The 21,948-nt window shown below is 43.5% G+C and carries 23 protein-coding genes and 1 riboswitch; of the genes, 15 read left to right on the top strand and 8 right to left on the bottom strand.

Going from position 1 to position 21,948, the window contains the following annotated elements; all coding sequences use genetic code 11:
* The first annotated feature begins 114 nt into the window (after window positions 1-114).
* On the top strand, window positions 115-720 hold the full coding sequence (locus tag EPH95_RS09635; protein WP_142089482.1) for a YdhK family protein: 606 nt from the start codon (window positions 115-117) through the stop codon (window positions 718-720).
* A gap of 124 nt (window positions 721-844) precedes the next feature.
* Here EPH95_RS09635 and EPH95_RS18820 read toward each other — a convergent pair whose 3' ends face one another.
* The gene (locus EPH95_RS18820; RefSeq protein WP_160141711.1) at window positions 845-1,021 is read right to left on the bottom strand and encodes a hypothetical protein; all 177 of its coding nucleotides are present in this window, start codon (window positions 1,019-1,021) and stop codon (window positions 845-847) included.
* A gap of 188 nt (window positions 1,022-1,209) precedes the next feature.
* Between EPH95_RS18820 and EPH95_RS09630 the strand changes: the two genes are divergently transcribed.
* From EPH95_RS09630 to EPH95_RS09585, 10 genes are all read left to right on the top strand, one after another.
* On the top strand, window positions 1,210-1,533 hold the full coding sequence (locus EPH95_RS09630) for a four-helix bundle copper-binding protein (protein ID WP_142089480.1): 324 nt from the start codon (window positions 1,210-1,212) through the stop codon (window positions 1,531-1,533).
* Window positions 1,534-1,711: 178 nt separating this feature from the next.
* On the top strand, window positions 1,712-2,419 hold the full coding sequence (locus tag EPH95_RS09625; protein WP_227003870.1) for a response regulator transcription factor: 708 nt from the start codon (window positions 1,712-1,714) through the stop codon (window positions 2,417-2,419).
* Window positions 2,416-3,783 (top strand): sensor histidine kinase, encoded by a 1,368-nt coding sequence (locus EPH95_RS09620; RefSeq protein ID WP_142089475.1) that lies wholly within the window; start codon window positions 2,416-2,418, stop codon window positions 3,781-3,783. The genes EPH95_RS09625 and EPH95_RS09620 overlap by 4 nt, the downstream gene beginning before the upstream one ends.
* Window positions 3,780-3,995, top strand: a complete 216-nt coding sequence (locus EPH95_RS09615; RefSeq protein WP_142089473.1) for a hypothetical protein — start codon at window positions 3,780-3,782, stop codon at window positions 3,993-3,995. Before EPH95_RS09620 ends, EPH95_RS09615 begins: the two co-directional genes overlap by 4 nt.
* Window positions 3,992-4,903, top strand: coding sequence for a F510_1955 family glycosylhydrolase (locus tag EPH95_RS09610; RefSeq protein WP_142089471.1), 912 nt, complete (start codon window positions 3,992-3,994; stop codon window positions 4,901-4,903). Before EPH95_RS09615 ends, EPH95_RS09610 begins: the two co-directional genes overlap by 4 nt.
* A gap of 56 nt (window positions 4,904-4,959) precedes the next feature.
* Window positions 4,960-5,679, top strand: coding sequence for a cytochrome c biogenesis CcdA family protein (locus tag EPH95_RS09605; RefSeq protein ID WP_142089468.1), 720 nt, complete (start codon window positions 4,960-4,962; stop codon window positions 5,677-5,679).
* A gap of 67 nt (window positions 5,680-5,746) precedes the next feature.
* Window positions 5,747-7,393: a cytochrome c biogenesis protein ResB gene (gene resB / locus EPH95_RS09600; RefSeq protein ID WP_142089465.1), complete on the top strand. Its 1,647-nt coding sequence runs from the start codon at window positions 5,747-5,749 to the stop codon at window positions 7,391-7,393.
* Between the two features lie 37 nt (window positions 7,394-7,430).
* Window positions 7,431-8,621 carry a c-type cytochrome biogenesis protein CcsB gene (gene ccsB / locus EPH95_RS09595; RefSeq protein ID WP_142089463.1) on the top strand — a complete coding sequence of 397 codons (1,191 nt, stop codon included), beginning with the start codon at window positions 7,431-7,433 and terminating at the stop codon, window positions 8,619-8,621.
* 99 nt (window positions 8,622-8,720) lie between these two features.
* Complete coding sequence (resA, locus tag EPH95_RS09590) at window positions 8,721-9,275, top strand: thiol-disulfide oxidoreductase ResA (RefSeq protein WP_142089460.1); 555 nt, start codon at window positions 8,721-8,723, stop codon at window positions 9,273-9,275.
* A gap of 154 nt (window positions 9,276-9,429) precedes the next feature.
* Window positions 9,430-9,918, top strand: coding sequence for a TlpA family protein disulfide reductase (locus EPH95_RS09585; protein ID WP_160141710.1), 489 nt, complete (start codon window positions 9,430-9,432; stop codon window positions 9,916-9,918).
* 392 nt (window positions 9,919-10,310) lie between these two features.
* Here EPH95_RS09585 and EPH95_RS09580 read toward each other — a convergent pair whose 3' ends face one another.
* Complete coding sequence (locus tag EPH95_RS09580; protein ID WP_227003869.1) at window positions 10,311-10,646, bottom strand: cytochrome b5 domain-containing protein; 336 nt, start codon at window positions 10,644-10,646, stop codon at window positions 10,311-10,313.
* Between the two features lie 268 nt (window positions 10,647-10,914).
* The gene (locus EPH95_RS09575; RefSeq protein WP_142089456.1) at window positions 10,915-11,688 is read right to left on the bottom strand and encodes a C40 family peptidase; all 774 of its coding nucleotides are present in this window, start codon (window positions 11,686-11,688) and stop codon (window positions 10,915-10,917) included.
* A gap of 219 nt (window positions 11,689-11,907) precedes the next feature.
* Here EPH95_RS09575 and EPH95_RS09570 point away from each other — a divergent pair, with 219 nt between their 5' ends.
* The 4 genes from EPH95_RS09570 to ltrA all read left to right on the top strand — a co-directional run bounded on the left by EPH95_RS09570 (window position 11,908) and on the right by ltrA (window position 19,299).
* Window positions 11,908-13,023 (top strand): IS4 family transposase, encoded by a 1,116-nt coding sequence (locus tag EPH95_RS09570; RefSeq protein WP_142089454.1) that lies wholly within the window; start codon window positions 11,908-11,910, stop codon window positions 13,021-13,023.
* 812 nt (window positions 13,024-13,835) lie between these two features.
* A complete protein-coding gene (locus EPH95_RS09565; protein ID WP_160141709.1) occupies window positions 13,836-14,333 on the top strand; it encodes an SAM-dependent methyltransferase in 498 nt (165 codons plus the stop codon).
* A 144-nt stretch (window positions 14,334-14,477) separates the two neighbouring features.
* A riboswitch (TPP riboswitch) is annotated at window positions 14,478-14,592 on the top strand.
* 171 nt (window positions 14,593-14,763) lie between these two features.
* The gene (gene thiC, locus EPH95_RS09560) at window positions 14,764-16,536 is read left to right on the top strand and encodes a phosphomethylpyrimidine synthase ThiC (protein ID WP_142089450.1); all 1,773 of its coding nucleotides are present in this window, start codon (window positions 14,764-14,766) and stop codon (window positions 16,534-16,536) included.
* Between the two features lie 960 nt (window positions 16,537-17,496).
* A complete protein-coding gene (gene ltrA, locus EPH95_RS09555) occupies window positions 17,497-19,299 on the top strand; it encodes a group II intron reverse transcriptase/maturase (protein WP_142089447.1) in 1,803 nt (600 codons plus the stop codon).
* Window positions 19,300-19,594: 295 nt separating this feature from the next.
* On the opposite strand, the gene EPH95_RS09550 is transcribed toward ltrA, so the two are convergent.
* From EPH95_RS09550 to EPH95_RS09540, 5 genes are all read right to left on the bottom strand, one after another.
* Window positions 19,595-20,212, bottom strand: a complete 618-nt coding sequence (locus tag EPH95_RS09550; protein WP_142089445.1) for a YiiX/YebB-like N1pC/P60 family cysteine hydrolase — start codon at window positions 20,210-20,212, stop codon at window positions 19,595-19,597.
* Window positions 20,213-20,787: 575 nt separating this feature from the next.
* Window positions 20,788-20,958, bottom strand: a complete 171-nt coding sequence (locus EPH95_RS18815; protein ID WP_160141708.1) for a hypothetical protein — start codon at window positions 20,956-20,958, stop codon at window positions 20,788-20,790.
* 6 nt (window positions 20,959-20,964) lie between these two features.
* Window positions 20,965-21,303: a ComEC/Rec2 family competence protein gene (locus EPH95_RS09545; RefSeq protein ID WP_142089442.1), complete on the bottom strand. Its 339-nt coding sequence runs from the start codon at window positions 21,301-21,303 to the stop codon at window positions 20,965-20,967.
* A complete protein-coding gene (locus tag EPH95_RS19220) occupies window positions 21,237-21,476 on the bottom strand; it encodes a hypothetical protein (RefSeq protein WP_227003867.1) in 240 nt (79 codons plus the stop codon). The genes EPH95_RS09545 and EPH95_RS19220 overlap by 67 nt, the downstream gene beginning before the upstream one ends.
* A complete protein-coding gene (locus EPH95_RS09540) occupies window positions 21,454-21,867 on the bottom strand; it encodes an MBL fold metallo-hydrolase (RefSeq protein ID WP_142089439.1) in 414 nt (137 codons plus the stop codon). The genes EPH95_RS19220 and EPH95_RS09540 overlap by 23 nt, the downstream gene beginning before the upstream one ends.
* Window positions 21,868-21,948 lie beyond the last annotated feature (81 nt).

The following is a 21,948-nucleotide window of genomic DNA, read 5'->3' as shown; positions in this document are numbered from 1 at the left end:
TCCTTTGTTCAAAAAGCAATTTTTCAGAGCTGTTTTGATCAATCTTATTGTTTACTCCATATTTTCTACACAATTACTTGGTACATTGCCATTATGAAAAGGAGGAATTTTAAAATGAAGAAGAAAATCATGATAGGGTCCGTTTCTCTAGTGACAGTTTTTGCATTAGCTGCATGTGGTAATGATGATGAAGGTCCAATGTCAGATGAAGGTATGGAGGATGAGATGCCCGATCATGACGATATGGATGGCATGGATATGGACGATGATATGCACGAAGATATGGATCATTCCAGCTCCGGTGAAGTTCCGGATGAATTAGAGGAAGAAGAGAATCCAACTTTTGAAGCGGGAAGCCAAGCAATGGTGGAAGGCGGCCATATGGAAGAAATGGAAGGTGCCGAAGCTACCATCGTAGGGGCTTATGATACGACTGCCTACATTGTTTCTTACGACCCAACCAATGGCGGAGAAAGAGTGGAAAATCATGAATGGGTGGTTCATGAAGAAATCGAAGAAGCCGGGGAGGAAACATTTGAACCAGGAACAGAAGTCACATTGGAAGCCGATCATATGGACGGAATGGAAGGAGCCACAGCTGAGATTGATGATGCTGAAGAAACGACGGTCTATATGATCGATTACACACCAACGGACGGTGGAGAGGTAGTGGAAAATCATAAATGGGTTACCGAAGATGAACTCTCTGAGCTTGAATAAAAAAGGAAATAGAAGACATTAGCCCTTACTTTAGAGGCTGCTGAATAACTTGATCGCAAGGGCGGGATGTCGCTTCCATGGCTTCGCTTTCCGCGGACGAACGGCCAAGCCTCCTCGCGCAAGATCAGCGCTGCGGGGTCTTGGCTCGTCCGTTTTTCCGCTGGAGTCTTCGCCATTGCAGCGCCATCCCTCGCATGTTGATCATAAGGTGCAAAGGTTTAGCCGTGAGCGGCCATTTTTCCTTGCATTTCTCTTTCGACACATCAGGGGAAACCCCTTGCAACAGAAAGAATTTTTTCATTTCAGCAAGCCCTACTTTAAGGTCGAATGATCGGATAGGGCGTTTTTGTACTATCGTTTTAATCAAAGAGAATAACAAGTTTTCCCAACTTCATAAAAAATACATATTTTATGGGTAAATCATTAAGGACACCGCACACTAGCTAGTGAATGCAAATTATGTGTCGTAAGAAAGGAGTACCAAGATTAATGACTTATCAAGAGTGTATCCAAGCATGTTTAGAATGCATGGAACAGTGCAATCGGTGTTTTGATGAATGTCTGAAGGAAGACAACGTACAGATGATGGCAGAGTGTATTCGTTTGGATCGAGAATGTGCAGATATCTGTGCGTTTGCGGTACAAGCTATGCAAACAAACAGCCGTTTTGTTAGGCAGATCTGTGAATTATGCGCGGACATCTGTCAGGCGTGTGGCGATGAGTGTGCAAAGCACGACCACCAGCATTGCCAAGACTGTGCGGAAGCTTGTCACCGTTGCGCAAAAATATGCCGTGAGATGGCGGCTGCATAATTTCTTCGGCCCTAAGGTGGTTCCTATCCGCCTTCAGGGTCTCTTTTTATGATGAGATATGACACTCTACAACAGTGTTTTCGTCAAAAAATGATCATATTTTACATCCCCATTCTTCACATCAACTACATATTTACTAGATAAACTTATCATATAGCACTTCATGGGAGGAGCAAAAGTGGCTGAACGTATACTTATTGTGGATGACGAGAGAAAAATGAGACAGTTGGTTGGTCTTTATTTGACAAATGCAGGCTATGAACTTGATGAAGCAAGTTCCGGAATAGAAGCGATACATAAGGCAACCGATCAACCTTACGATGCCGTTATTTTAGATATTATGATGCCCCGGACCGATGGTTGGGCCGTATGTGAACACCTTCGTACTGAAGGATCCAATATAGGTATTTTGATGCTAACAGCAAAAACAGAAGTAGAAGATCGAGTCAAGGGGCTTGACCTTGGGGCAGATGATTATCTCGTGAAACCGTTCGCTCCAGAGGAACTCGTTGCACGTGTAAAAGCATTGCTCCGACGTAAATCCAGCTCTTTAAACGAGTATCCGGCAAAGATAACAGATGGGGCATTATTTATTCACCCAGATCGACACGAGGTTAACGTGGCGGGACAATCCGTCGATTTAACCGCAAAAGAATTTGACATTTTATATTTATTAGCCTCACGTCCGGAACGCGTGTACACAAGGGAAAATGTCATCGAACATATTTGGTCAATGGATAGCGAATGGCACGATCCTCGGACGATTGACACCCATATCAAAAATATCCGAACCAAATTAAAAAAGGCTGGTCTGCCATTTAATCCAATGAAGACCGTATGGGGAGTAGGATACAAATTTAATACAACGGAAGGAAATAACCGATGAACAGGATTTTTTATAAGCTCGGTGGATCAATCATGATTTTGTTTCTCATCGTATTGCTTCCGTTAGGGTATGTCATGGTTCAAATTTTCACCAATTATAATGAAGTACATTTATACGAAGAAACGGATGAAATGGCTTCCCAATATGCAAACCTCCTTGCTGTGATCGATGATCCTGACATCGAACTCCTTGTCCAATCGATGGATCGGGAGACCTCCCGAAAGATGGTCATCATAGATCAAAATGGAAATGTTGTCGAAGATTCCGGGATCCGTGGGTTTCATCCCTCTGAGCATGCCGCATTGCAGGGGGAGGCAGGAAGATTTACCGACCCAAATGATCACCAAGAATATATTTATGCTGGGGAACAAGTGCAGGGTGACGATATTGGAGAGGTCATTATCTTTTCACCTTCGAATCTCATGGATCAGTCTGCCATTCAAGTACAGCAGGCGCTGCTTCTATCAGGGGTTGGAGCCCTTCTTCTTGCCTTTGGTTTTACGTTTATTGCCTCCAGAGAATTTTCAACGCCCCTGCAGGAGATGGAAAGAGCGGCAAACCAAATGGCGAGGGGGGATCTAGATGTGGAAGTGCCTGTGAAAACGAAAGATGAGTTGGGTTCGCTTTCCCATTCCATGAATGAGTTGGCACGCGAACTAAAAAGGTACCGGGGCAACAGGCAAGCTTTTTTTTCGGACGTGTCTCATGAATTACGGACGCCACTGTCTTATGTCCAGGGGTATTGTGATGCACTAAAAAAGGAGCTTTATCAGGATGAAACCGAAAGACAACAGTTTGTCGATATTATTCATGAAGAAGCCCACCGCATGAATCGACTGATTCATGATTTATTTGAATTATCCCGAATGGAAGAAGAGCGTTTTCCCTTGGACCTTGAGCTCGTTCATATCGGAGACGTTACCAAACGAGCAACAGCAAAACTGGCCACCGAAGCTAAGAAAAAGAACAATACCATAAAGGTTGATATGGAAGGGAAATTTCCAACGATTGTAGCTGATAGTTTCCGGTTGGAACAGATCTTCACAAATTTACTTCAAAACGCGGTGAGTTATACGGAAAACGGGCATGTTTGGATCGAGGGATCTTTGAAAGATGGAAACATCGAAGTGAAAATTTCGGATACAGGAAGGGGTATCGATCCTGAAGATCTTCCCTACATTTTTGAGCGTTTCTATCGGGCTGAAAAGTCCAGATCACGTGATTTTGGGGGGACCGGTTTAGGGCTTGCCATCGTGAAACAATTGACGGAACTCCAATATGGAAGCATTCAGGTGGAAAGTGTGCCCGGAAAAGGGACGACATTTACGCTACGTTTTCCAGAAGCAAAGGAGGGCGATGAATGACTAGAAGGGATTGGTGGATTGCTTCGTTGGTAATCGCCTTCGGCTTGCACTGTTTGGTGATGTCCGGCATTATATCGGCTTCAGCCGATATTCCTTCTTATCTCCGGCTCCTTTTCCAAATCTGTTTCTGGATGGGGATCCCATTATTAGTCGGTGCGATGATTTACATTATCATTTCATTCATAAGCAAACGGAAAGGAAGAAAAACATGAGATTGTATCTTGCAAGTTTAGCAGCAGTCGGAGTACTCATGAGTGGGTGTCAAACCGAAGCTCAAGAAGAGGTTGAATTTACGCATATCCATGGGCTTGGCTTTACAGAAGATGGAGAACAGGCATATATTCCGGCACATGATGGGTTGCGTGTCTATGAGGATGGGATATGGAAGAATGTGGAGAGTGAAGAAGGGGAGCTTCATGACTTTATGGGCTTCACCATGACGTCCGAAGGATTTTATAGCAGTGGACATCCAAACATGCAGTCGGATTACGAAAATCCGTTTGGCCTTGTAAAAAGCACGGATGGGGGCGAAACGCTTGATTTGCTCGCACTCGAAGGGGAGGTTGATTTTCATGACATGTCGGCCAGTTACAACACAGACGCCATTTATGTTATGAATCCGGAGCCTAATTCGAAAATGGATGAGTTGGGGCTGCATCGAACCCTCGACGAGGGGCAGGAATGGGAACCCCGGGGCATGGACGGGGTGAACGGAAGTGTGATTGCCATTGCAGCCCATCCTGATGAGGAAGATAGGGTGGCTCTGAGCACAGAAGAAGGGGTTTTTCAATCTGATGATGCCGGAGATACCTTCGAACAGGTGCTAAGTGGTGCGCCAGCGCCGGCTTTAACCTATGCGCACACCGGTGAATTGCTTGTTGCCGAGGGTGTGGAAGAAGAAACAACCCTCAAAGCGATATACGCCTCCGGCGAAGTGGTTAGAGAGATTCCTGCACCATCGATCGAAGAAGAAGACGCCATCAAATATCTGGCCCAGAACCCACAAGCTGAGAACACCATCATGGTGACCACCTTCGAACGGGATATCTTTTATACCGAAAATGGTGGAGAAATATGGGAACAACAAGCTGAACAAGGTATGAGTTTAAATGAAACTTAATCGTAGGAAGCATCAGTCGTTCATCATACAGCAGTGTTGGAGGAGGGTCTCGTTATATGGATGATGTGTCGCTCGGTATTGCTTTTGCGGCAGGCCTCATATCTTTCTTTTCCCCTTGTATTTTCCCGTTGCTTCCGGCTTATTTGGCTCAACTGACCGGCACTGACGTCTCATCGGGATCCATCAATGCGGAGCGTCGGCTGATTTTCACCCGTAGCATCGGATTTATTCTTGGCTTTACGATCATTTTCTTGCTGCTTGGATTATCCTCAACCCTTATTGGGTCATGGTTTAATCAGTACAGTACAGCCATTATGCAAATAGGCGGCATCATCGTTATTTTATTTGGGCTACAAATGACTGGAATCATTTCCATTCGTGCCTTACTGACCGAGAAAAAAGTAGCCAAAACCCCAAAAAAGGCTTCAAGCTTTTCCGGTTCGGTGCTGTTTGGTTTGGTATTTGCAGCTGGATGGACCCCTTGTATTGGCATCACCCTCGGTTCCATTCTCACGCTTGCGGGAGCATCCGGAACTATGCTTACCGGATCAACCATGCTTTTTGCTTATTCCATGGGGCTAGGGTTGCCATTCATAGCGGTTTCACTCCTTTATGCGCAATCTTTCCAGAAGCTTAACGCCATCAATCGTTTTTTACCAGCCATTCAAAAAGGGGGAGGGGTCGTTATGCTCATCCTGGGCATCCTTCTTTTCACAGGGTATTTCGAGACGATTGCAATGTATTTAGGGCAGTATGTTCCGTCCTGGATGATATAAATGGTTGTGGTTATGAGAAATTCTTTCAAAAAACTGATCATCTATGAAACTAGATTTATGGGGGCTCATGATGAATAAAAATTGCGAGTGTGGACGAGTCAACCCTTACGGCACAGAAGTATGTGGATCATGTGGTAAACCACTGGCAGACCCTGATTCGAACCGATTGCTCAACATGCGTTACGAGGGTGCCGCACGTCGTTCCCAAATATATAGCACATCCATTATCGATAAAATCTGGAATTTCTTTTCGTCTGTCAAAGTAGGGATAGGCATTATAATTGTAACACTAATTGTCTCTTCTCTCGGAACCATTTTTCCGCAAGAGATGTTTATGCCGCCCGGCGAAACGCCGGAAGTGTATTATGAAGAGGAGTACGGAGGATTAGGTCAAGTTTATTATGCTTTTGGGTTGCACAATATGTATGGATCTTGGTGGTATATGTTGTTGATTGCTGCGCTGGGCATATCGATCATCATTGCTAGTATCGATCGTTTTTTTCCGTTATATAAAGCTTTGAAATCGCAGCGTGTAACCAGACACAAAAGTTTTATGAAACGTCAGCGTATTTTTGGGACGAGTCGGGTGGAAGATGTCGACAACACGTTTCAAGCAGCCCAAGATGTATTGAAAAAGAAGCGTTACAACATTCGGGAAGAAAACGGCCATATACTGGCAGAGAAAAACCGTTGGGCACGGTGGGGGCCTTATGTGAATCACATCGGGTTGATTATATTTTTAATCGGGGCATCGCTTCGGTTTTTCCCTGGCATGTATGTAGATGAAAATATGTGGGTTCGTGAAGGCGAGACCGAAGTGGTCCCTGGCACATCCGGTGATTATTACGTTGAGAATCAGGGATTCACATACGAAGAGTTCGATGAAGATGATGAAATTTTTGGGGATGGTATGGAAGCAAGTGCCGCCCTTCAGTTTGAAGAAACATTTCGAACAGACGCAGTATTATATACACCAGAAGGTCCTCTGGGCGTCGATCAAGAGCTCGAAGAAGTCGATCGGCATCCGATCGAAGTCAACGATGCCTTCCACTTCGATGATTATACGCTTTATCAAGTGGACTATAAATTGGATGAGTTAAAAGAACTGAGTTTTGAAGTTGAGGACACGGAAACCGATGAGGTGTTGGGCTCCTTTACCGTAGATTTAAATGACCCGGATGATACGTATGCCCTTGATAATGGGGAGGATGTTCGCATTAATAGCTACTTCCCGAATTTCTATATGAATGATGAGGGCATGCCAACAACGGAAAATGATGTCCCGGACAATCCGGCATTCATTTTTGAAATGGCGAACCCGGATACAGAAGCATTAGACCATACTTTTCTCGGTATCCAGGCGAATTACAATGTGAGCCCTGATCAAGAAGAGAATCGGTACGAGTTTTCGTTAGATGGTTTTGATACTAATGATTTAACAGGTCTTACCGTTCGAAAAGATAACACCATTCCCTATCTTAGTGTTGGAGGGGCCATTTTCCTTATCGGTCTTGTACAAGGATCTTATTGGCCGCATCGTCGCATTTGGTTGCAACGAAACGACGGAGAGGTTTGGCTCGCTGCTCATACGAATAAACACTGGGCACCCCTGAAAAAAGACATCGATGCGATCACGAAAGAGACAGGCATTACGGCGCCTCGGGATCAAATCGATGATGAATATGAGAAGGGAGAGGACAAGGACAATAGCTAAGGTTCACTCTTAATTAGAGGATAGGAGGTAAATAAAGATGAGTTTGAGCATGATCCTACTCACGATCGCATTCTTTTTCTATTTAGTTGCGACGGTTTTATACGCGGTGTCTGTGACAGGGCGAAAATGGAGGAATAAAGAAGGCCGGGTAACGGGAAATAACTGGGGTCTTTTCGGGTATATAACAGCCATTGGTGGCCTCGTTTTTGCCTTAGGGTATTTCGTGACCAGATGGATCACGGTCGGGTTTGCCCCGGTTAGTAATATGTTCGAGTATCTTACATTTTTTGGTATCACTTTAAGCCTCGCTTTTGTGATCATCTATGGCATATATAGAAGTAACGTCCTTGGTGTCATTACATTGCCTGTTGTGATGCTCATGATTGGGTATGCCACAGTATTTGTAACTGATTATCAACCACTGCAACCGGCTTTACAAACCTATTGGCTTGAGATTCACGTGTTAACAACAGGGTTGGCTCAGGGAATTCTTGCCGTTAGTTTTGGGGCCGGGGTCGTTTACCTTCTGCGAACAATCGATTTAAAAAGGAAAAAAATGACCAAAAGGACGTTTGGCGTCGAGTTTATTATGTACACCTTTATCACTCTTTTTGCCTTCATTGTTTTGACCAATGCGTTTAACGCATTCGGTTATGAAGCTCAATTTACTTATGTCAATGAATTTGAAGAACCAGCCGAAATCATTTATGATCTTCCCCCGATATTTGGCCCGAACGAGGGAGAGTTGCTCTCTTCAGATCGTATGGAGCCTTGGTTCGAAATGCCCCATTGGATTGATAGTGATTCCTTGAACACAACAGCATGGGCTTTTGGTTCTGGTCTCGTTTTATTTGGGGCGGTTCGTTTAATCACGAGGAGACGTATAGGGACTCTTTTACAACCATTCGTGAAAAGGGTCAATCCGGACTTAATGGATGAAATAAGCTATCGTGCCATAGCGATTGGGTTCCCACTTTTTGCATTAGGAGGGCTTGTTTTTGCCATGATCTGGGCTCAAATTGCTTGGACAAGGTTTTGGGGGTGGGACCCGAAAGAAGTGTGGGCACTCATTACTTTCCTCTTCTATGCAGCTTACCTGCACTTACGGTTGAACCGCAGTTGGCAAGGGGAACCTTCTGCTTGGTTGGCTGTGGTTGGTTTCGCGATTATCATGATTAATTTAATATTCGTCAACCTTGTTATTGCAGGTCTTCACTCTTATGCTTAGAATCAAAAGCATCTTTGACAAGGTATCATACTGAGAGAACACGTCTAGGAAATGCCGAAAAGCGCCATCAATGACAATCTATCAATAGTGAGGTGGACTATGGATAAAGAGGAAAGGGCTAAACGTAAACGACGGCGTCTATGGATGCGTACGGCTGTGTTAATGACGCTAGCTGTCGTGGTTTCTTACGTATTTTACACCAATTTTGTTCACACGGAGGAAGCGGTTTCTGAAGGAGATCAAGCCCCCAATTTCACGCTGATGAATATGGATGGTGAAAGGGTAGAGCTTGCCGATTATGAAGGGCAAGGCGTATTTCTTAACTTTTGGGGCACCTATTGCCCGCCATGTGAAGAAGAAATGCCTTATATGGAAGATCAACATCAAGCTTATTTGGATGATGATGTTGAAATTCTTGCCGTAAATGTGGGGGAATCCGAGTTGACCATTGATCGATTTGTTGATCGTCTTCAGTTAACTTTCCCTATCCTCATGGATGAAAATAGCGATGTGATGGATTATTATGGTGTCGGGCAACTCCCGGCAACCTATATGATTGATGAAAACGGGGAGGTTGTTCACATTCGAGTAGGTGGCATGAGTGAAGAACACGTCCAAGATTTTATGCAAATGGTCGACCCCACAGCTTCTTAACAACGGTCGTAATCGATTGAAAATCTAATCCTGACAGCGTAGAGTTATTTAAATGGTTAGATGACCCGGAAGGTGGAAAAGTGCTGTTCTCCTTAAAAAACGGGTCAACGGGGGAATACGAATGGTTCGAAAAATAAGCAGTATAGGAGCTCTTGTGATTGCTACGTTGGTGATGGGAGGTGTCATCTATAATTCTGTTTCTTCCCCACCGACGGGTGTCAATCAGGGAGAAAAAGCCCCGGATATTGAGTTGCCGCAAGCTGAAGGAGAAAGTATGAGTTTAAACGATGTACGTGGCACGTTTGTCATTATGAATTTTTGGGCTTCTTGGTGTGAACCCTGTATTCGAGAATTTCCCCTACTTAATCAAGTCAATCAGGAATTTAGTGATGAAGAGGTTAATGTGCTAGCAGTCAATATGTCATCGTTTGAGCGTACGATGGATGACGCGATGGAATTTTTAGGTGATCGACCAGTCACCATGCCTGTCCTCTTCGACACGGATGGGGAAATGGCTGATGCGTATCAAGTCGCCGGTCTTCCAACCACGTACTTGATTAATGAAGAAGGCATTATCGTTGATATCATTATGGGAGAAGTGACCGAAGAAATGCTCATGGAGAGACTCCAACCTTTCTTATGACTAGCAATAGATTTCGATTAAAAGTCCATCTTGTAAGACATACATTTCCTTAAAAATTGTTCAGTACAAATAAAGTTATTTCTTTTTATCAGCGAGAAGCCGTATTTTTCAATGGAATAATGCGGCTCGCTCAAAAAATAGTTGTTTGCTTTTGATTAAATCCTAAATATCGCAATCTAAATTAGTGACAATAAAGATGTTTCTAAACATGCCTTATTCCGCAATCGCGCTTATCTTCTTGAACAGTCATTCTCGCTTCGTTCGTATTATGAGTTTAACCAGTCATTTCTGGTTGAACTCATAATACAAAGGGCGTAATTGCGGAACATTCCCTAAAAAATACCCTTTGGAATCATCTTATCCAAAGGGTTAAACTTCGCAACTAATTCTTATTATTCTTCAAGTGTGCCAACAGTTGGTAAGTCTTCTAATACATCAGTCCCATGTGGAGCTTCTTCAATTTCTTCTGTGTGGTCACCACCAGCCTCTAATCCACCAGCGGGGGCGTGTTCTCCACCTTCCCATTCTGCAACATCTGTAACGTCGTAAACGACTCCATCAACCGCTACATAGGCATCGTTTCCATCTTGCCCATCATATTCTCCAAGTTCTTCCAATGTAAACTCTTGATCTCCTTCAGCTTCATCTCCTTCATCCGTTGCTTCTTCTCCGCCGCAAGCAGCAAGTAGCATGACTGAGCTGCCAAGAATCATTAATAATTTATTCACAGAAAACCTACTCCTTAAGTTAAATAGATACTAATGGTTTCTCCATACACATAATATAACATTTCGAATTTGGTCCTAAATAGACATTTCATAGATTTGTCAGTTTTAATGCAAATGGGATTTTATATTTATAAGTGATAGACATAAGAAACTGTATCTCTCCCTAAATAGTTGGAATAAGCACTGATAGGTTACAATATAATAAAAAGGATTATTCAACAATCGTTGTTATGAGTACATCATAGCAACAGCTAATTTTTGTGAGTAATTACTGCATGGTTTTGATTCCCATGAGGTGATCTTGCCAATAATCACTGGTGATGTCGGCTTGAACAACGCCTTCACTCCCTGCGTGAATCATTTGGTTATCCCCGATATATATGCCACTGTGTGAAGCTCCTGTCGTATCATACGTTCCTTCGAAAAACACGACATCCCCAATGCTCATAGACGTTACGTGTTCCCCATTGTTCTCCCACATCTCTGCATGTGTTCGAGAGACATCGATGCCATTTTGATCAAACACGTAGTTGATAAAACCACTGCTATCAAATCCTTCAGGCGTTGTGCCGCTCCATTCATAAGGTGTTCCTAGTACACTCTCAGCTGTTACAGCAATATCTGAATCTGAAGAGGCTGGATCTTGGTTTTCTGAATCTTCATTTGACGGATCACCATTACTTGAAGTGTCTGATTCTAATGCCTGATATGTATTTGGGCCGGCTATTCCATCTATAACAAGGCCTTGATCGCTTTGATACTCTTTAACAGCATTTTCTGTTTCTGAACCAAACGTTCCATCGACTTGAACAGCGTACCCTTGATTACTTAAATCAGACTGTAATTGCTTCACTTCACTACCCTGGTCATCTCTTAGGAGATAGGTTTGGGAAGCGCCCATGTTATCCTCTGTATAATAATCTTGGCCACTATCATCATCCTCGTCGGGCTCAGCGTATGCGGAGACACTTTCACTCCACATCGGTGCAAACATAACAACTGTCACGAGTGATGAAGATAAAAATAATTTTCTCATGTTCATTTAAAATTCCTCCCTATTTTTGTATTCCTAAATTAAAATAACAAGAAAATATGGAGAAACTATGAGGATACTATTACTCACTAGCATTGCATTATTTAAGACAGAATGATCCGAAGACATCGAATCTTCAAAAATAATAGGGTTGGTACACAAAAAAATCCTTTATAATGGAAAGACGGGTGGTATCCTGTCCAAATCCAATATAAAGGACCAAAACTTATGGACAAGCATACCCTATTTTCTTCATTTGGTAAATGGATTTCACCGATTAACTTTCAACAATTGCAAGAACAAGTGACGAACCTACGTCAAGATGCCTATACGAAAAAGCTGACAACCGAAGCTTATATTAAACTGTTTCTCCTTGCGCACTTACAAGAGACGGATAGCCTCGCGGCGATTTCAGATGGGTTGTTAGATGAAGGTCTGCAACAGGAAGTTGGGTTCCAAGCTATTAGCTCATCCCAACTGTCTCGGAAACACCGAGCGATCGACCCAACTTTGTTATCGACGATCTTTGTGGATCTCGTGCAACGCATTCGGTATTTTCACCGACAATCGTCCGCGCGCATGCCGTTAAAGATCATCGATTCAAGTACCATTCCTCTTGATCTGACGCGGTATAAATGGGCGGAATTCCGGAAGACGAAAGCAGGGGTGAAGCTCCACTTGCGGCTCGTCTATATGGATCGACATACGACCTACCCTGATAAGGCTGTGTTGACACCGGCCAAAGAGCATGATCGCGGCCAACTCGAAGTGCTTGTGGATGACAAGGAAGCCATGTATGTCTTTGACCGAGGCTACATTGATTATGAACGCTTTGATCGAATGACCGATGATGGTTACTTTTTCGTATCTCGCCTTCGGAAAAATGCCTTTGTACGTGTCCTTGAATCATTTTCGCTGACTGATGACAGCCCTGTGCTGTCCGATCAGATGGTGGTGATCGGAAGCCCGCAAAATCGCACCGAGAACGTGTTTCGTCTGTTGAAAGTCGATGACACCAAGGGAAATCAGCTTCTCCTCATTACAAATCGGTTTGATATAAGTGCCGAGGAAATCGCAGACATCTATCGAGATCGTTGGGCGGTTGAGCTATTTTTTAAATGGTTGAAACAGCATGTGAAAATCAAGGCTTTTTATGGATTCGATGAAACAGCTGTCCACAATCAAATCTTTCTTGCACTCATTGTGTATTGTCTCCATGTCCTTATCCAGCTGGAAACCAACAGTAAAAAGAGGATTTTACAGATCTCCCGGTGGCTCAAAGCTGCGCTTTGGAAACCATCAAGGGTGTGGATTCGCCGTTTTGACAATCGTTCCGTTCCATAAAAGGCAACGTTTGTCGTTGGCGCTAAAGGATGAAATGTATAATATTACCAAATGGACAGAGCGACCCTTTGTTCAGGGTTAGCTTTTTTTCACTCAATAACCATACACAATATAACTGAATTTTCTCTCAATATTTATGCGATGCTAGTGACTATTACTGTATGATTACAATTTAGTATCACCCTTCATTATCGATGTAGCTTTAAAATAAAGTTTAATCAAAAATAACCCACAAACCCGTGTATAATCGTAAACAAGAAGAATCCATTTAGAAAAAAGATTGATCAAAATGGATTCTTCCTTTGCGCTTAGGTGTTCAATATTTATAAAAAAGTTTGATCATTTTCTGATGTGATTTTCAACAATCGCGCCTGCTCGACAAGTTCTCTTATAAGCACTTTTCCGTGTGAAATACAGGGGATTACGGAACAACAATTCTAACTTACAACTATGGATGGGAATGAGGGAGCCATGTTTCCTGAAACCATCTCGTCGATACTCCTGGATGCGTCATGATAGACAGAACATGGGGTTTGAAGTAAAGGTAGAGTCGCCAGAACAAAGGCTGGAGCCACCATTCGAGGAAGGTATGCCGATGGATATGCCGCACGGCTGAAAAACTGGATATGGTGAGAATGGTTTCCGCAGAAGGAACTGACGAACGCCCGAATATACAAGTCTATAGATTGACTATAGGGAAACCTATAGGCCATCCATCGAGCCTGAAAATAGGTTCATGAACAAAAAGTTGCTTTTCCCACTTTAATACCCTTAGGGGTAATGGTATGCTGATCATAAATCGAGGTGATCATATGAATTTATGGAATGAGCGTTTTCAACATAAACGTTACGCATTCGGTAAAGAGCCAAACGTTTTTTTAACAGAAGCCCAAAACAACCATCACATAATCGAACAAAATGACAATGCACTTGCAATTGCCGAAGGGGAAGGACGCAATGCTGTGTATTTAGCAGAGTTAGGAGCTAATGTTACTGCTTGGGATTTCTCGATTGAAGGGTTAAGAAAAGCTGAGCGTTTAGCTCTTGAACGCGATGTACACGTAGAAACAAAACATGTAGATTTAAATGATGCGCAATGGACCTTTGATCATTGGGATCAAATTGTATGCATTTACGGTCATTTTTCTCCACATTTAAAAGCAAAGACAATCGATGGTGTGAAGAAGGCTTTAAAGCCAGGCGGACATTTTATTTCTGAAGTGTATTCCATTTATCAACTACCATATAATAGTGGAGGTCCTAAATCCGAGGACATGCTTTATGCCCCCATAGGAGGAAAGGTTACCTAAAAAGGTTTTGAAGATTAGCCTAATAAAGGGATAGGGTATTGATCAGAAAAGGGCGTTTATTTTCCTAGCGATTGTTGAACGTGAGTTATACTGTAACCTACTATTGCTATAAAGCAAATTTATGGTAAAATTATCTTAGAATTAAATCATTACTAGGGGTGCCTAATAGTTTAGGCTGAGAGAGGAATACGCGAAAGTTCCTTAACCCTTGGGACCTGATCTGGGTCATACCAGCGTGGGGAAGTAATTTTATGGGATGAAATTAAATATTATTTTATCTATAAATGATGAACGAATCCTAAGCCAATTCCCTGAAAAAGACTCGGCTTTTTGTTCATTAAGAAAACCTATCCCTTTTTATACATACGCTGGAATTTATGTGATACTGGATCTTGTCCTCCCCATTTATTTTTAAAAGGAGGAATTTTTCATGTCCACAAAAGAATCCAACATCGATTTCAAATCTTCTTTTCCAGGGAGTAAAAAGGTGTATGTACAAGGTTCTCGAGCAGATATTCAAGTGCCCATGCGTGAAATCAAGCAGTCACCGACATCAGGGCCGCAAGGTGAGGAAGAAAATCCCCCTTTTCGTGTGTACGACACCAGTGGTCCTTACACGGATACCGACTATAGCGCAGACGTTCGCCAGGGTCTCCCGTCTATACGTAGCAAATGGATTATGGACCGAGATGATGTAGAAGAATATACGGGTCGGGGATTGAAACCTGAGGACAGTGGCTATCAATCTGTAGATACACAGGATTATCAAGATCATTTTCCCGGATTGAAAAGGAAGCCTTTACGGGCTAAAAAGGGGCGCAATGTAACGCAAATGCACTACGCCCGAAAAGGTATCATTACCCCGGAAACGGAATTTATCGCTCTCCGGGAACAAGTTTCTCCAGAATTCGTGCGTGATGAGGTGGCTCGTGGACGCGCTATTATTCCCGCCAACATCAATCACTCCGAAAGTGAACCAATGATTATTGGTCGCAACTTTCATGTGAAAGTCAATGCGAACATCGGAAACTCTGCGGTCACCTCTTCGATTGAAAAAGAAGTGGAAAAAATGACATGGGCCACCCGCTGGGGGGCGGATACAATCATGGATCTTTCCACCGGAAAAGATATTCATACGACACGAGAATGGATCATCCGCAATTCACCCGTTCCTGTGGGTACCGTGCCTATCTATCAAGCGCTGGAAAAGGTAAATGGAGAGGCTGAAAAGCTTACCTGGGACATCTACCGGGATACATTGATCGAACAGGCAGAACAAGGGGTCAGTTATTTTACCATCCATGCCGGTGTACTTTTACGTTATGTACCGTTAACGACCGAGAGGGTAACGGGGATCGTATCTCGTGGCGGATCGATTATGGCCTCCTGGTGTTTGGCTGACCATGAAGAAAACTTTTTATACACCCATTTTGAAGAGATATGCGAGATTTTGAAAATGTACGACGTGTCTGTTTCTTTCGGAGACGGTTTGCGCCCCGGTTCTATTGCCGATGCCAATGATGACGCACAATTTGCCGAATTGAATACACTGGGTGAATTGACGAAGATTGCCTGGAAACATGATGTCCAAGTGATGATTGAAGGGCCGGGGCATATTCCGCTACATTTGGTCAAAGAAAACGTGGATAAAGCGCATGACATTTGTGATGAGGCTCCTTTTTATACACTGGGACCTTTGACGACAGACATTGCCCCAGGTTACGATCATATCACTTCTGCCATTGGAGCGGCTAATATCGGGTGGCACGGTACGGCTATGCTCTGTTATGTAACGCCGAAAGAGCACCTCGGTCTACCGAACAAAGATGATGTCAGAGAAGGAGTGATATCATACAAAGTTGCCGCGCATGCCGCTGATCTGGCCAAAGGGCACCCCGCAGCCCAAAAAAGGGATAATGCACTTTCCAAGGCACGTTTTGAATTCCGCTGGCGCGATCAATTTAATCTCTCCCTCGATCCGGAACGAGCGCTCCAATTTCACGATGAAACCCTTCCGGCAGAAGGTGCCAAAACAGCACATTTTTGTTCCATGTGCGGCCCTAAGTTCTGCAGCATGCGTATTACACATGACATCCGCAATTATGCGCATGAAAAAGGAGTCGACTTGGCAACTGCCATTGAGAAAGGATTAAAAGAAAAGTCACAAGAGTTTAGGGATTCGGGCAGTAAGATCTATAAATGAGTGTTTCCATTTTAAGTAAGCTACTTTGCGGGTTAACCGACAGTTGCTGGGTTCTAGGGGATACTCCGAGATATGATCAAAGAAAACAGGCCAAAAATATGACTGGAAAGCAAAAGGCAATAAGGTATGCTATTTTTGGGGATTTAATTCTGATGATATTTTATGGAATTAGTTTATTCGCTTAGAATTTACAGCTGATTTCGGTTACGTGAACCCTTATGGAAACCGTCGTTTTAGGTCTTAAGCAATCGAAGCGCCGCTCGACAAGTTCTGTTATAAACGCTTTGTAGCGTGAAATACAGAGGATTTTCATAAATCCTAACGTTACAACCAAGGATGGGAATGACGGAGCCATGTTTCCCGAAACCATCCCGTCAATACTCCTGCATGCGTCATGACTGACAGGTCATGGGGTTTGAAGTCAGGTAGAGTCGGCAGAACGAAGGCTGGAGCCATTCCAAAGGAAAAGGTATGCCAACGGATATGCCGGACGGCTGAAAAACTGGATATGGTGAGAATGGTTTCCGTGGAAGGAAACTGACGAACAACCGAATGTACAGGTCTATAGATTGACTATAGGGAAACCTATAGGCCATCCAACGATGGCGTGAGTAGCGTGGAGTAATGCTGCGCTTTCATGAAACACGCTATACCGAACAATGGCGGTATCCAGCTCACAGGCTTACAGGGCACACCTACGTTCAGTACGGAAAGCTAGGTTGTAAGGGACTTGGAAAACAAGGACCATTGAAACAAGGGCTGTCACCCGAAATGGTTGCTATAAGGCTTACGCCGAAAGGCATTGATCCTTGCGAGGGTAGGGGCATGACCCATGAAACTCCTGTAATGGGAGGGGAGGAACAGCCCCGAGTCTAGCGAGGTGAACGATCATTTTCCAAACGTGCATTGCATCGATCGGGTAAGAACGTGGGAACATCACTCTTTAGAGAGGATGCCACAATGCAAGCTTTACGTTATTGGGATTACTACGACATGATGGATACGTTTACAGACTTGTACGAAAAGTCCATGGAGCGACAATCTTTTTCTCGTTTATATGATGTGATCACATCTCGTGAGAACATCCTACTGGCTTATCGTACCATCAAGTCTAACAAAGGTTCAAAGACATCGGGAATCGATGGGAAAACCATTGCCGATTTAAAATCGTGGTCGGAAGAAGACTTAATCACTGAAGTCCGAAACAAACTCAAAAACTATTGCCCAAAGAAAGTCCGAAGGAAATGGATTGAAAAAGATAACGGTAAATGGCGACCACTGGGTATTCCATGTATACTCGATCGCATTATCCAACAATGTTTTAAACAAGTGCTGGAACCGATTGCGGAAGCCCAGTTTTACAACCACAGCTATGGATTTCGCCCTCTTCGGTCTGCTCATCATGCGATGGCAAGAATCCAATTTCTGATTAATCAAGCAGACTTTCACTTTGTGGTAGACATTGATATCAAAAGCTTCTTTGACCATATTAACCATACGTTACTCATTAAGCAACTATGGCAGATGGGCGTGCAAGATCGAAAAGTCTTGGCATGCATTTCGAAAATGCTCAAGGCGGAAATTGATGGAGAAGGTAAACCTACCTGCGGCGTACCACAGGGTGGGCTGTTATCAACTTTACTTTCAAATATCGTATTGAATGATTTAGACCAATGGGTCGCCGGTCAATGGGAGTTCTTCCCGTTGTCAAAACCCTATCAATCCAAGGTTGGGGAAAGAAATGCCAAGAAACGCACCCGACTCAAAGAAGGTTACCTTATCCGTTATGCGGATGACTTCAAAATCCTCTGTAAGGATGGGGAAACAGCTCAGAAATGGTATCATGCGGTTCGCTTATACCTGAAAGACCGTTTGAAACTGGATATATCGCCAGAGAAATCTCAAATCGTTAATCTGCGGAAAAAGGAATCGGAATTTCTCGGATTCACCATCCGTGCGAATAAAAAGGGCAAAAAGAGAGTGGCGCGTACAGGGATCAAAGCAGAGAAAAAGCAGAAGATCAAACAAGAAGCGAAAAAGCTTATTCGAAGAATAAGATCTTCCCCATCTGCACTCAACGCGCTCCTTTTCAATAGTTTTGTTTCTGGCCTTCATCAATACTTTAAACGAGCCACAAAAGTAAATCTAGAGTTCTCACGTCTTGCCTTCGATCTAAAAGCGTATATCTACAATAATCTTAGACCTGTAGGAAAATATGAACATCCTACCAACCCACCACCCACGTATAAAAAGCTCTATAAACAAAGCTTTAAAACGTTCAAAATTTGTGGCGTGTATTTATTTCCCCTCGCCGATGTAAAAACCGTCCATACGATGGGTTTTACACCAACCGTTACCCCTTACACGAAGAAAGGTAGGGAAAAGATTCACAAACGGTTACGTCCAGATTTAGGACAAGAGATCGGGGTGCTGATGAAAGCAACGCTTCCCCATCGAAGTGTCGAATATTTGGATAATCGAATCAGCCGATACAGTATGAAAATGGGGAAATGCGAGATTACAGGCATAGTGTCGCCTGCCTCGGACGTTCATTGCCATCATTACATGCCAAAGCAATTGGGTGGAACCGATCAATTTCATAATTTGCGAATTGTTCATAAGGATGTACACCGCCTCATCCATCATACGGATCATGAAAGGGTGCGAATCCTTCTTCGTCAATATAAAATCAACGCATCGCAATTAGAAAAGATCAACAGGTATCGAGAACAATGTAGATTACGAAGCATCGAGCAATCCTAATCACGGGAGTAACGAGGAACTTATGATCCAGTAATTTCGTTAGATGGAACGCGGAGTGCGGGGAAACTTGCACGCTCCGTGTGGAGCAGGGGAAAAGCTGGAGATCACGTCAAAGGCTTACCTATTGCTGACGTTTGTGGAATAAAGTTCAGCGCCCGTTCTTGTGGACTATTGAAGATCATACAAATATAATGAAAACTAAACTAATCACCGTCATTACGCTTATAAAGAAAGAAGCCGATTTAGTCATAAAACGCTAAATCGGCTTTTCGATGCGTAACCATAAAAACAGGTATTAAGCTGCTTCCTCTTGGTTTTCTTGTTCATCTGACATCGAATCATAAGGCACGACGTGGTCGCTATTAACAGCATCCGCTACATCATAAGGGACAATAATTCCATACCCTGGAATAATACCTGGTTCTTCCGCTCCTATCGAAGTATTCGCAAAGGCTTGCCATACAAGCTTAGAGCAATAGCTTTCCGAGAGTTCATATAAGTTTAAGTTGAAACCATAGTCGACTTCTTGACCTCCATAATGATTGGTCGCCCATATTGCAGCTTCCTGTGATCCCACCGTATCAGTAGGTCTATGAACAATCGTGCTTGGGTAAGTATCGATCCAATCTTCCCATGAGATGATTTCAGGATTTTCACCAGGTCCAGGGAAATGCAAGACATGACCTTCTCCAACAACAATGCCGTTATGACCAGTAACCCCATAGGAGGAGGTGGAATCCGTCGTCAAGATATCTCCCATGTGTGGATCGTAATTTTCATTCATCGCTCCTAAGGATTGGACGCTATCTTCCTTTTGTTCTTCCGCGTCTTGTAACATGGTTTCTAAACTTTCCTCATTTTCAGACACTATTTCAAGATATTCTTCATAGGTGATATCCTCAATCGATAACATTTTCTCTGGCCAGTCATCCCCTAAATCTTGTTCCTCAAATGACTAAAAGCACAGGACTGACCATTCGTTTTGCTACGCCCTATGGGGACCGTTCCATTTTTTCCACGGTTGGTCATGGGGCGGTTTTTGGGATGTATACGCCATACACCGGTATGCAAAACGACTGCCGCCAACACAGATTATGTTAACTTATTGTCGCCCGAAACCACTGACAAATCAGACTTCCAAAGCACCTGTGTTTTTTCGTGCGTTATTCATCAAACAAAACCCCCGTAAGCCAAGAAACAGGGATTTTTAATGCCTGTATAAAATCATGTATAATGGCGTGAACAAACGCATCCTTAACAATTTTATTTTCCAAATTATGGATAGTTTTCGCCTCATGACAAAGATGCTGTCTCTACGCCATGAAGCGTGAAGGGCCAATGTTTCTTTGAAAGATTCGGAAAAAGGTTCAGTGCGCGCTGTGATTTTGAACTTGACATATTACCGCAGGTCTTTCCGTTATTTATGATGAAGATCATTCATTTTCCTTCGGATCACTTTCTCCCTTTCTTTTGTCTTGTCATCATAAATCACAGCCTGAACTTGTTCGTCGTATACAGTGACCTTGACCATATCCCCCTCTCTGGCCCCTCATAAAGTTCGGAAGCCGAATAAAACATTTCTTGTTCGTCTCCCTCTATGAGAATGACAGCGTACCCCTCTTCGATACGATCAATCACGCCTGGTATTTTCTCCTTCATCTGTCCTCATTCCTCGCTTTCCGTGTCAATATCCAGACTTTCTCCGTCCGTGATCACAGTCACCGTTCCGTCTTCCATGGTTCCATAGATGTCAGCCCCTTGATCCTCCACGCGCTGTAACGCTTCATCATGAGGATGCTCATAAGGATTCCCTTCCCCGGATGAATAAACCGCTACATCAGGGTTCACTTCTTCAACAAAAAAACGTTGACTCGATGTTTCTGACCCGTGATGCCCCATGCTATAAACATCAGCGGATACATTCATGCCATCATCGATCATTTGCTGCTCAGCTTCCCCTTCGGCATCACCGGTAAAAAGGAACGATATATCTCCGTAATGCATCCGGAAGGAAACCGAATCATTATTGAAGTCGCCGGAAAGTTCTCACCGGGATGTGTGAGCTCCAACAGAAACGAACCTATATTATGCGTTTCCCCAGCTGACGGTTCCACAACCTCCGCATCTGAGGCCAGCAATGCATCAATCAATCGTTCAAATGTATCCGTCTGTTTCATTACCATCCATCCAAACCTCTTCCGGCTCATAGGCCTCCACGATTTTATCCCCATTCCCGATATGATCCGCGTGCGGATGCGTGAACACTAACAAATCAATATCGGTAACACCATGGGTTTCTAAATGATCAAAAATCGCATCATCGTCATGTCTGCCCGTATCAATTAAGATGGTGGTGTTCCCTTCTTGAATCAGAGTGCTATCGCCCTGACCGACATCTAAGAATGAAATGGAGGATTCCCCTTCAACCGTCGGGGGAGCGGCATCCATCTCTTCTTTCGGTTTATCGTCTGCGATCTCCTCTAAGCTCCCTGTAAACGTCCCCTTGCTGCATCCGACAACCAAGATCCCTAAACCAATGAGAAGCAGCCACCAACGATGTCTCACCATATCTTTGCACCTCTTTTACCCCATGAATATATAACCGGTTAGAAAATCTTGCCCTACATCAAATATTTCGATGGTTAAACA

The sequence above is a fragment of the Salicibibacter halophilus genome (genome assembly GCF_006740705.1).
Classification (GTDB): Bacteria; Bacillota; Bacilli; order Bacillales; family Marinococcaceae; genus Salicibibacter; species Salicibibacter halophilus.
Note: the sequence above shows the minus strand (reverse complement) of the source record. Positions and strands in the feature narration are given on the sequence as shown.

Coding starts and splice junctions, on each gene's coding strand:
- resB (WP_142089465.1), top strand. CDS start 5,747: ATGATGAATAAAAATTGCGAGTGTGGACGAGTCAACCCTTACGGCACA.
- EPH95_RS09610 (WP_142089471.1), top strand. CDS start 3,992: ATGAGATTGTATCTTGCAAGTTTAGCAGCAGTCGGAGTACTCATGAGT.
- EPH95_RS09620 (WP_142089475.1), top strand. CDS start 2,416: ATGAACAGGATTTTTTATAAGCTCGGTGGATCAATCATGATTTTGTTT.
- EPH95_RS09605 (WP_142089468.1), top strand. CDS start 4,960: ATGGATGATGTGTCGCTCGGTATTGCTTTTGCGGCAGGCCTCATATCT.
- EPH95_RS09575 (WP_142089456.1), bottom strand. CDS start 11,688: ATGAACATGAGAAAATTATTTTTATCTTCATCACTCGTGACAGTTGTT.
- EPH95_RS09635 (WP_142089482.1), top strand. CDS start 115: ATGAAGAAGAAAATCATGATAGGGTCCGTTTCTCTAGTGACAGTTTTT.
- EPH95_RS09545 (WP_142089442.1), bottom strand. CDS start 21,303: ATGCATTACGGAGATATATCGTTCCTTTTTACCGGTGATGCCGAAGGG.
- EPH95_RS18820 (WP_160141711.1), bottom strand. CDS start 1,021: ATGAAAAAATTCTTTCTGTTGCAAGGGGTTTCCCCTGATGTGTCGAAA.
- EPH95_RS09615 (WP_142089473.1), top strand. CDS start 3,780: ATGACTAGAAGGGATTGGTGGATTGCTTCGTTGGTAATCGCCTTCGGC.
- EPH95_RS18815 (WP_160141708.1), bottom strand. CDS start 20,958: ATGAAGGAGAAAATACCAGGCGTGATTGATCGTATCGAAGAGGGGTAC.
- EPH95_RS09570 (WP_142089454.1), top strand. CDS start 11,908: ATGGACAAGCATACCCTATTTTCTTCATTTGGTAAATGGATTTCACCG.
- EPH95_RS09550 (WP_142089445.1), bottom strand. CDS start 20,212: ATGTTATCGATTGAGGATATCACCTATGAAGAATATCTTGAAATAGTG.
- EPH95_RS09630 (WP_142089480.1), top strand. CDS start 1,210: ATGACTTATCAAGAGTGTATCCAAGCATGTTTAGAATGCATGGAACAG.
- ccsB (WP_142089463.1), top strand. CDS start 7,431: ATGAGTTTGAGCATGATCCTACTCACGATCGCATTCTTTTTCTATTTA.
- thiC (WP_142089450.1), top strand. CDS start 14,764: ATGTCCACAAAAGAATCCAACATCGATTTCAAATCTTCTTTTCCAGGG.
- EPH95_RS09565 (WP_160141709.1), top strand. CDS start 13,836: ATGAATTTATGGAATGAGCGTTTTCAACATAAACGTTACGCATTCGGT.
- ltrA (WP_142089447.1), top strand. CDS start 17,497: ATGCAAGCTTTACGTTATTGGGATTACTACGACATGATGGATACGTTT.
- EPH95_RS19220 (WP_227003867.1), bottom strand. CDS start 21,476: ATGAAACAGACGGATACATTTGAACGATTGATTGATGCATTGCTGGCC.
- resA (WP_142089460.1), top strand. CDS start 8,721: ATGGATAAAGAGGAAAGGGCTAAACGTAAACGACGGCGTCTATGGATG.
- EPH95_RS09540 (WP_142089439.1), bottom strand. CDS start 21,867: ATGGTGAGACATCGTTGGTGGCTGCTTCTCATTGGTTTAGGGATCTTG.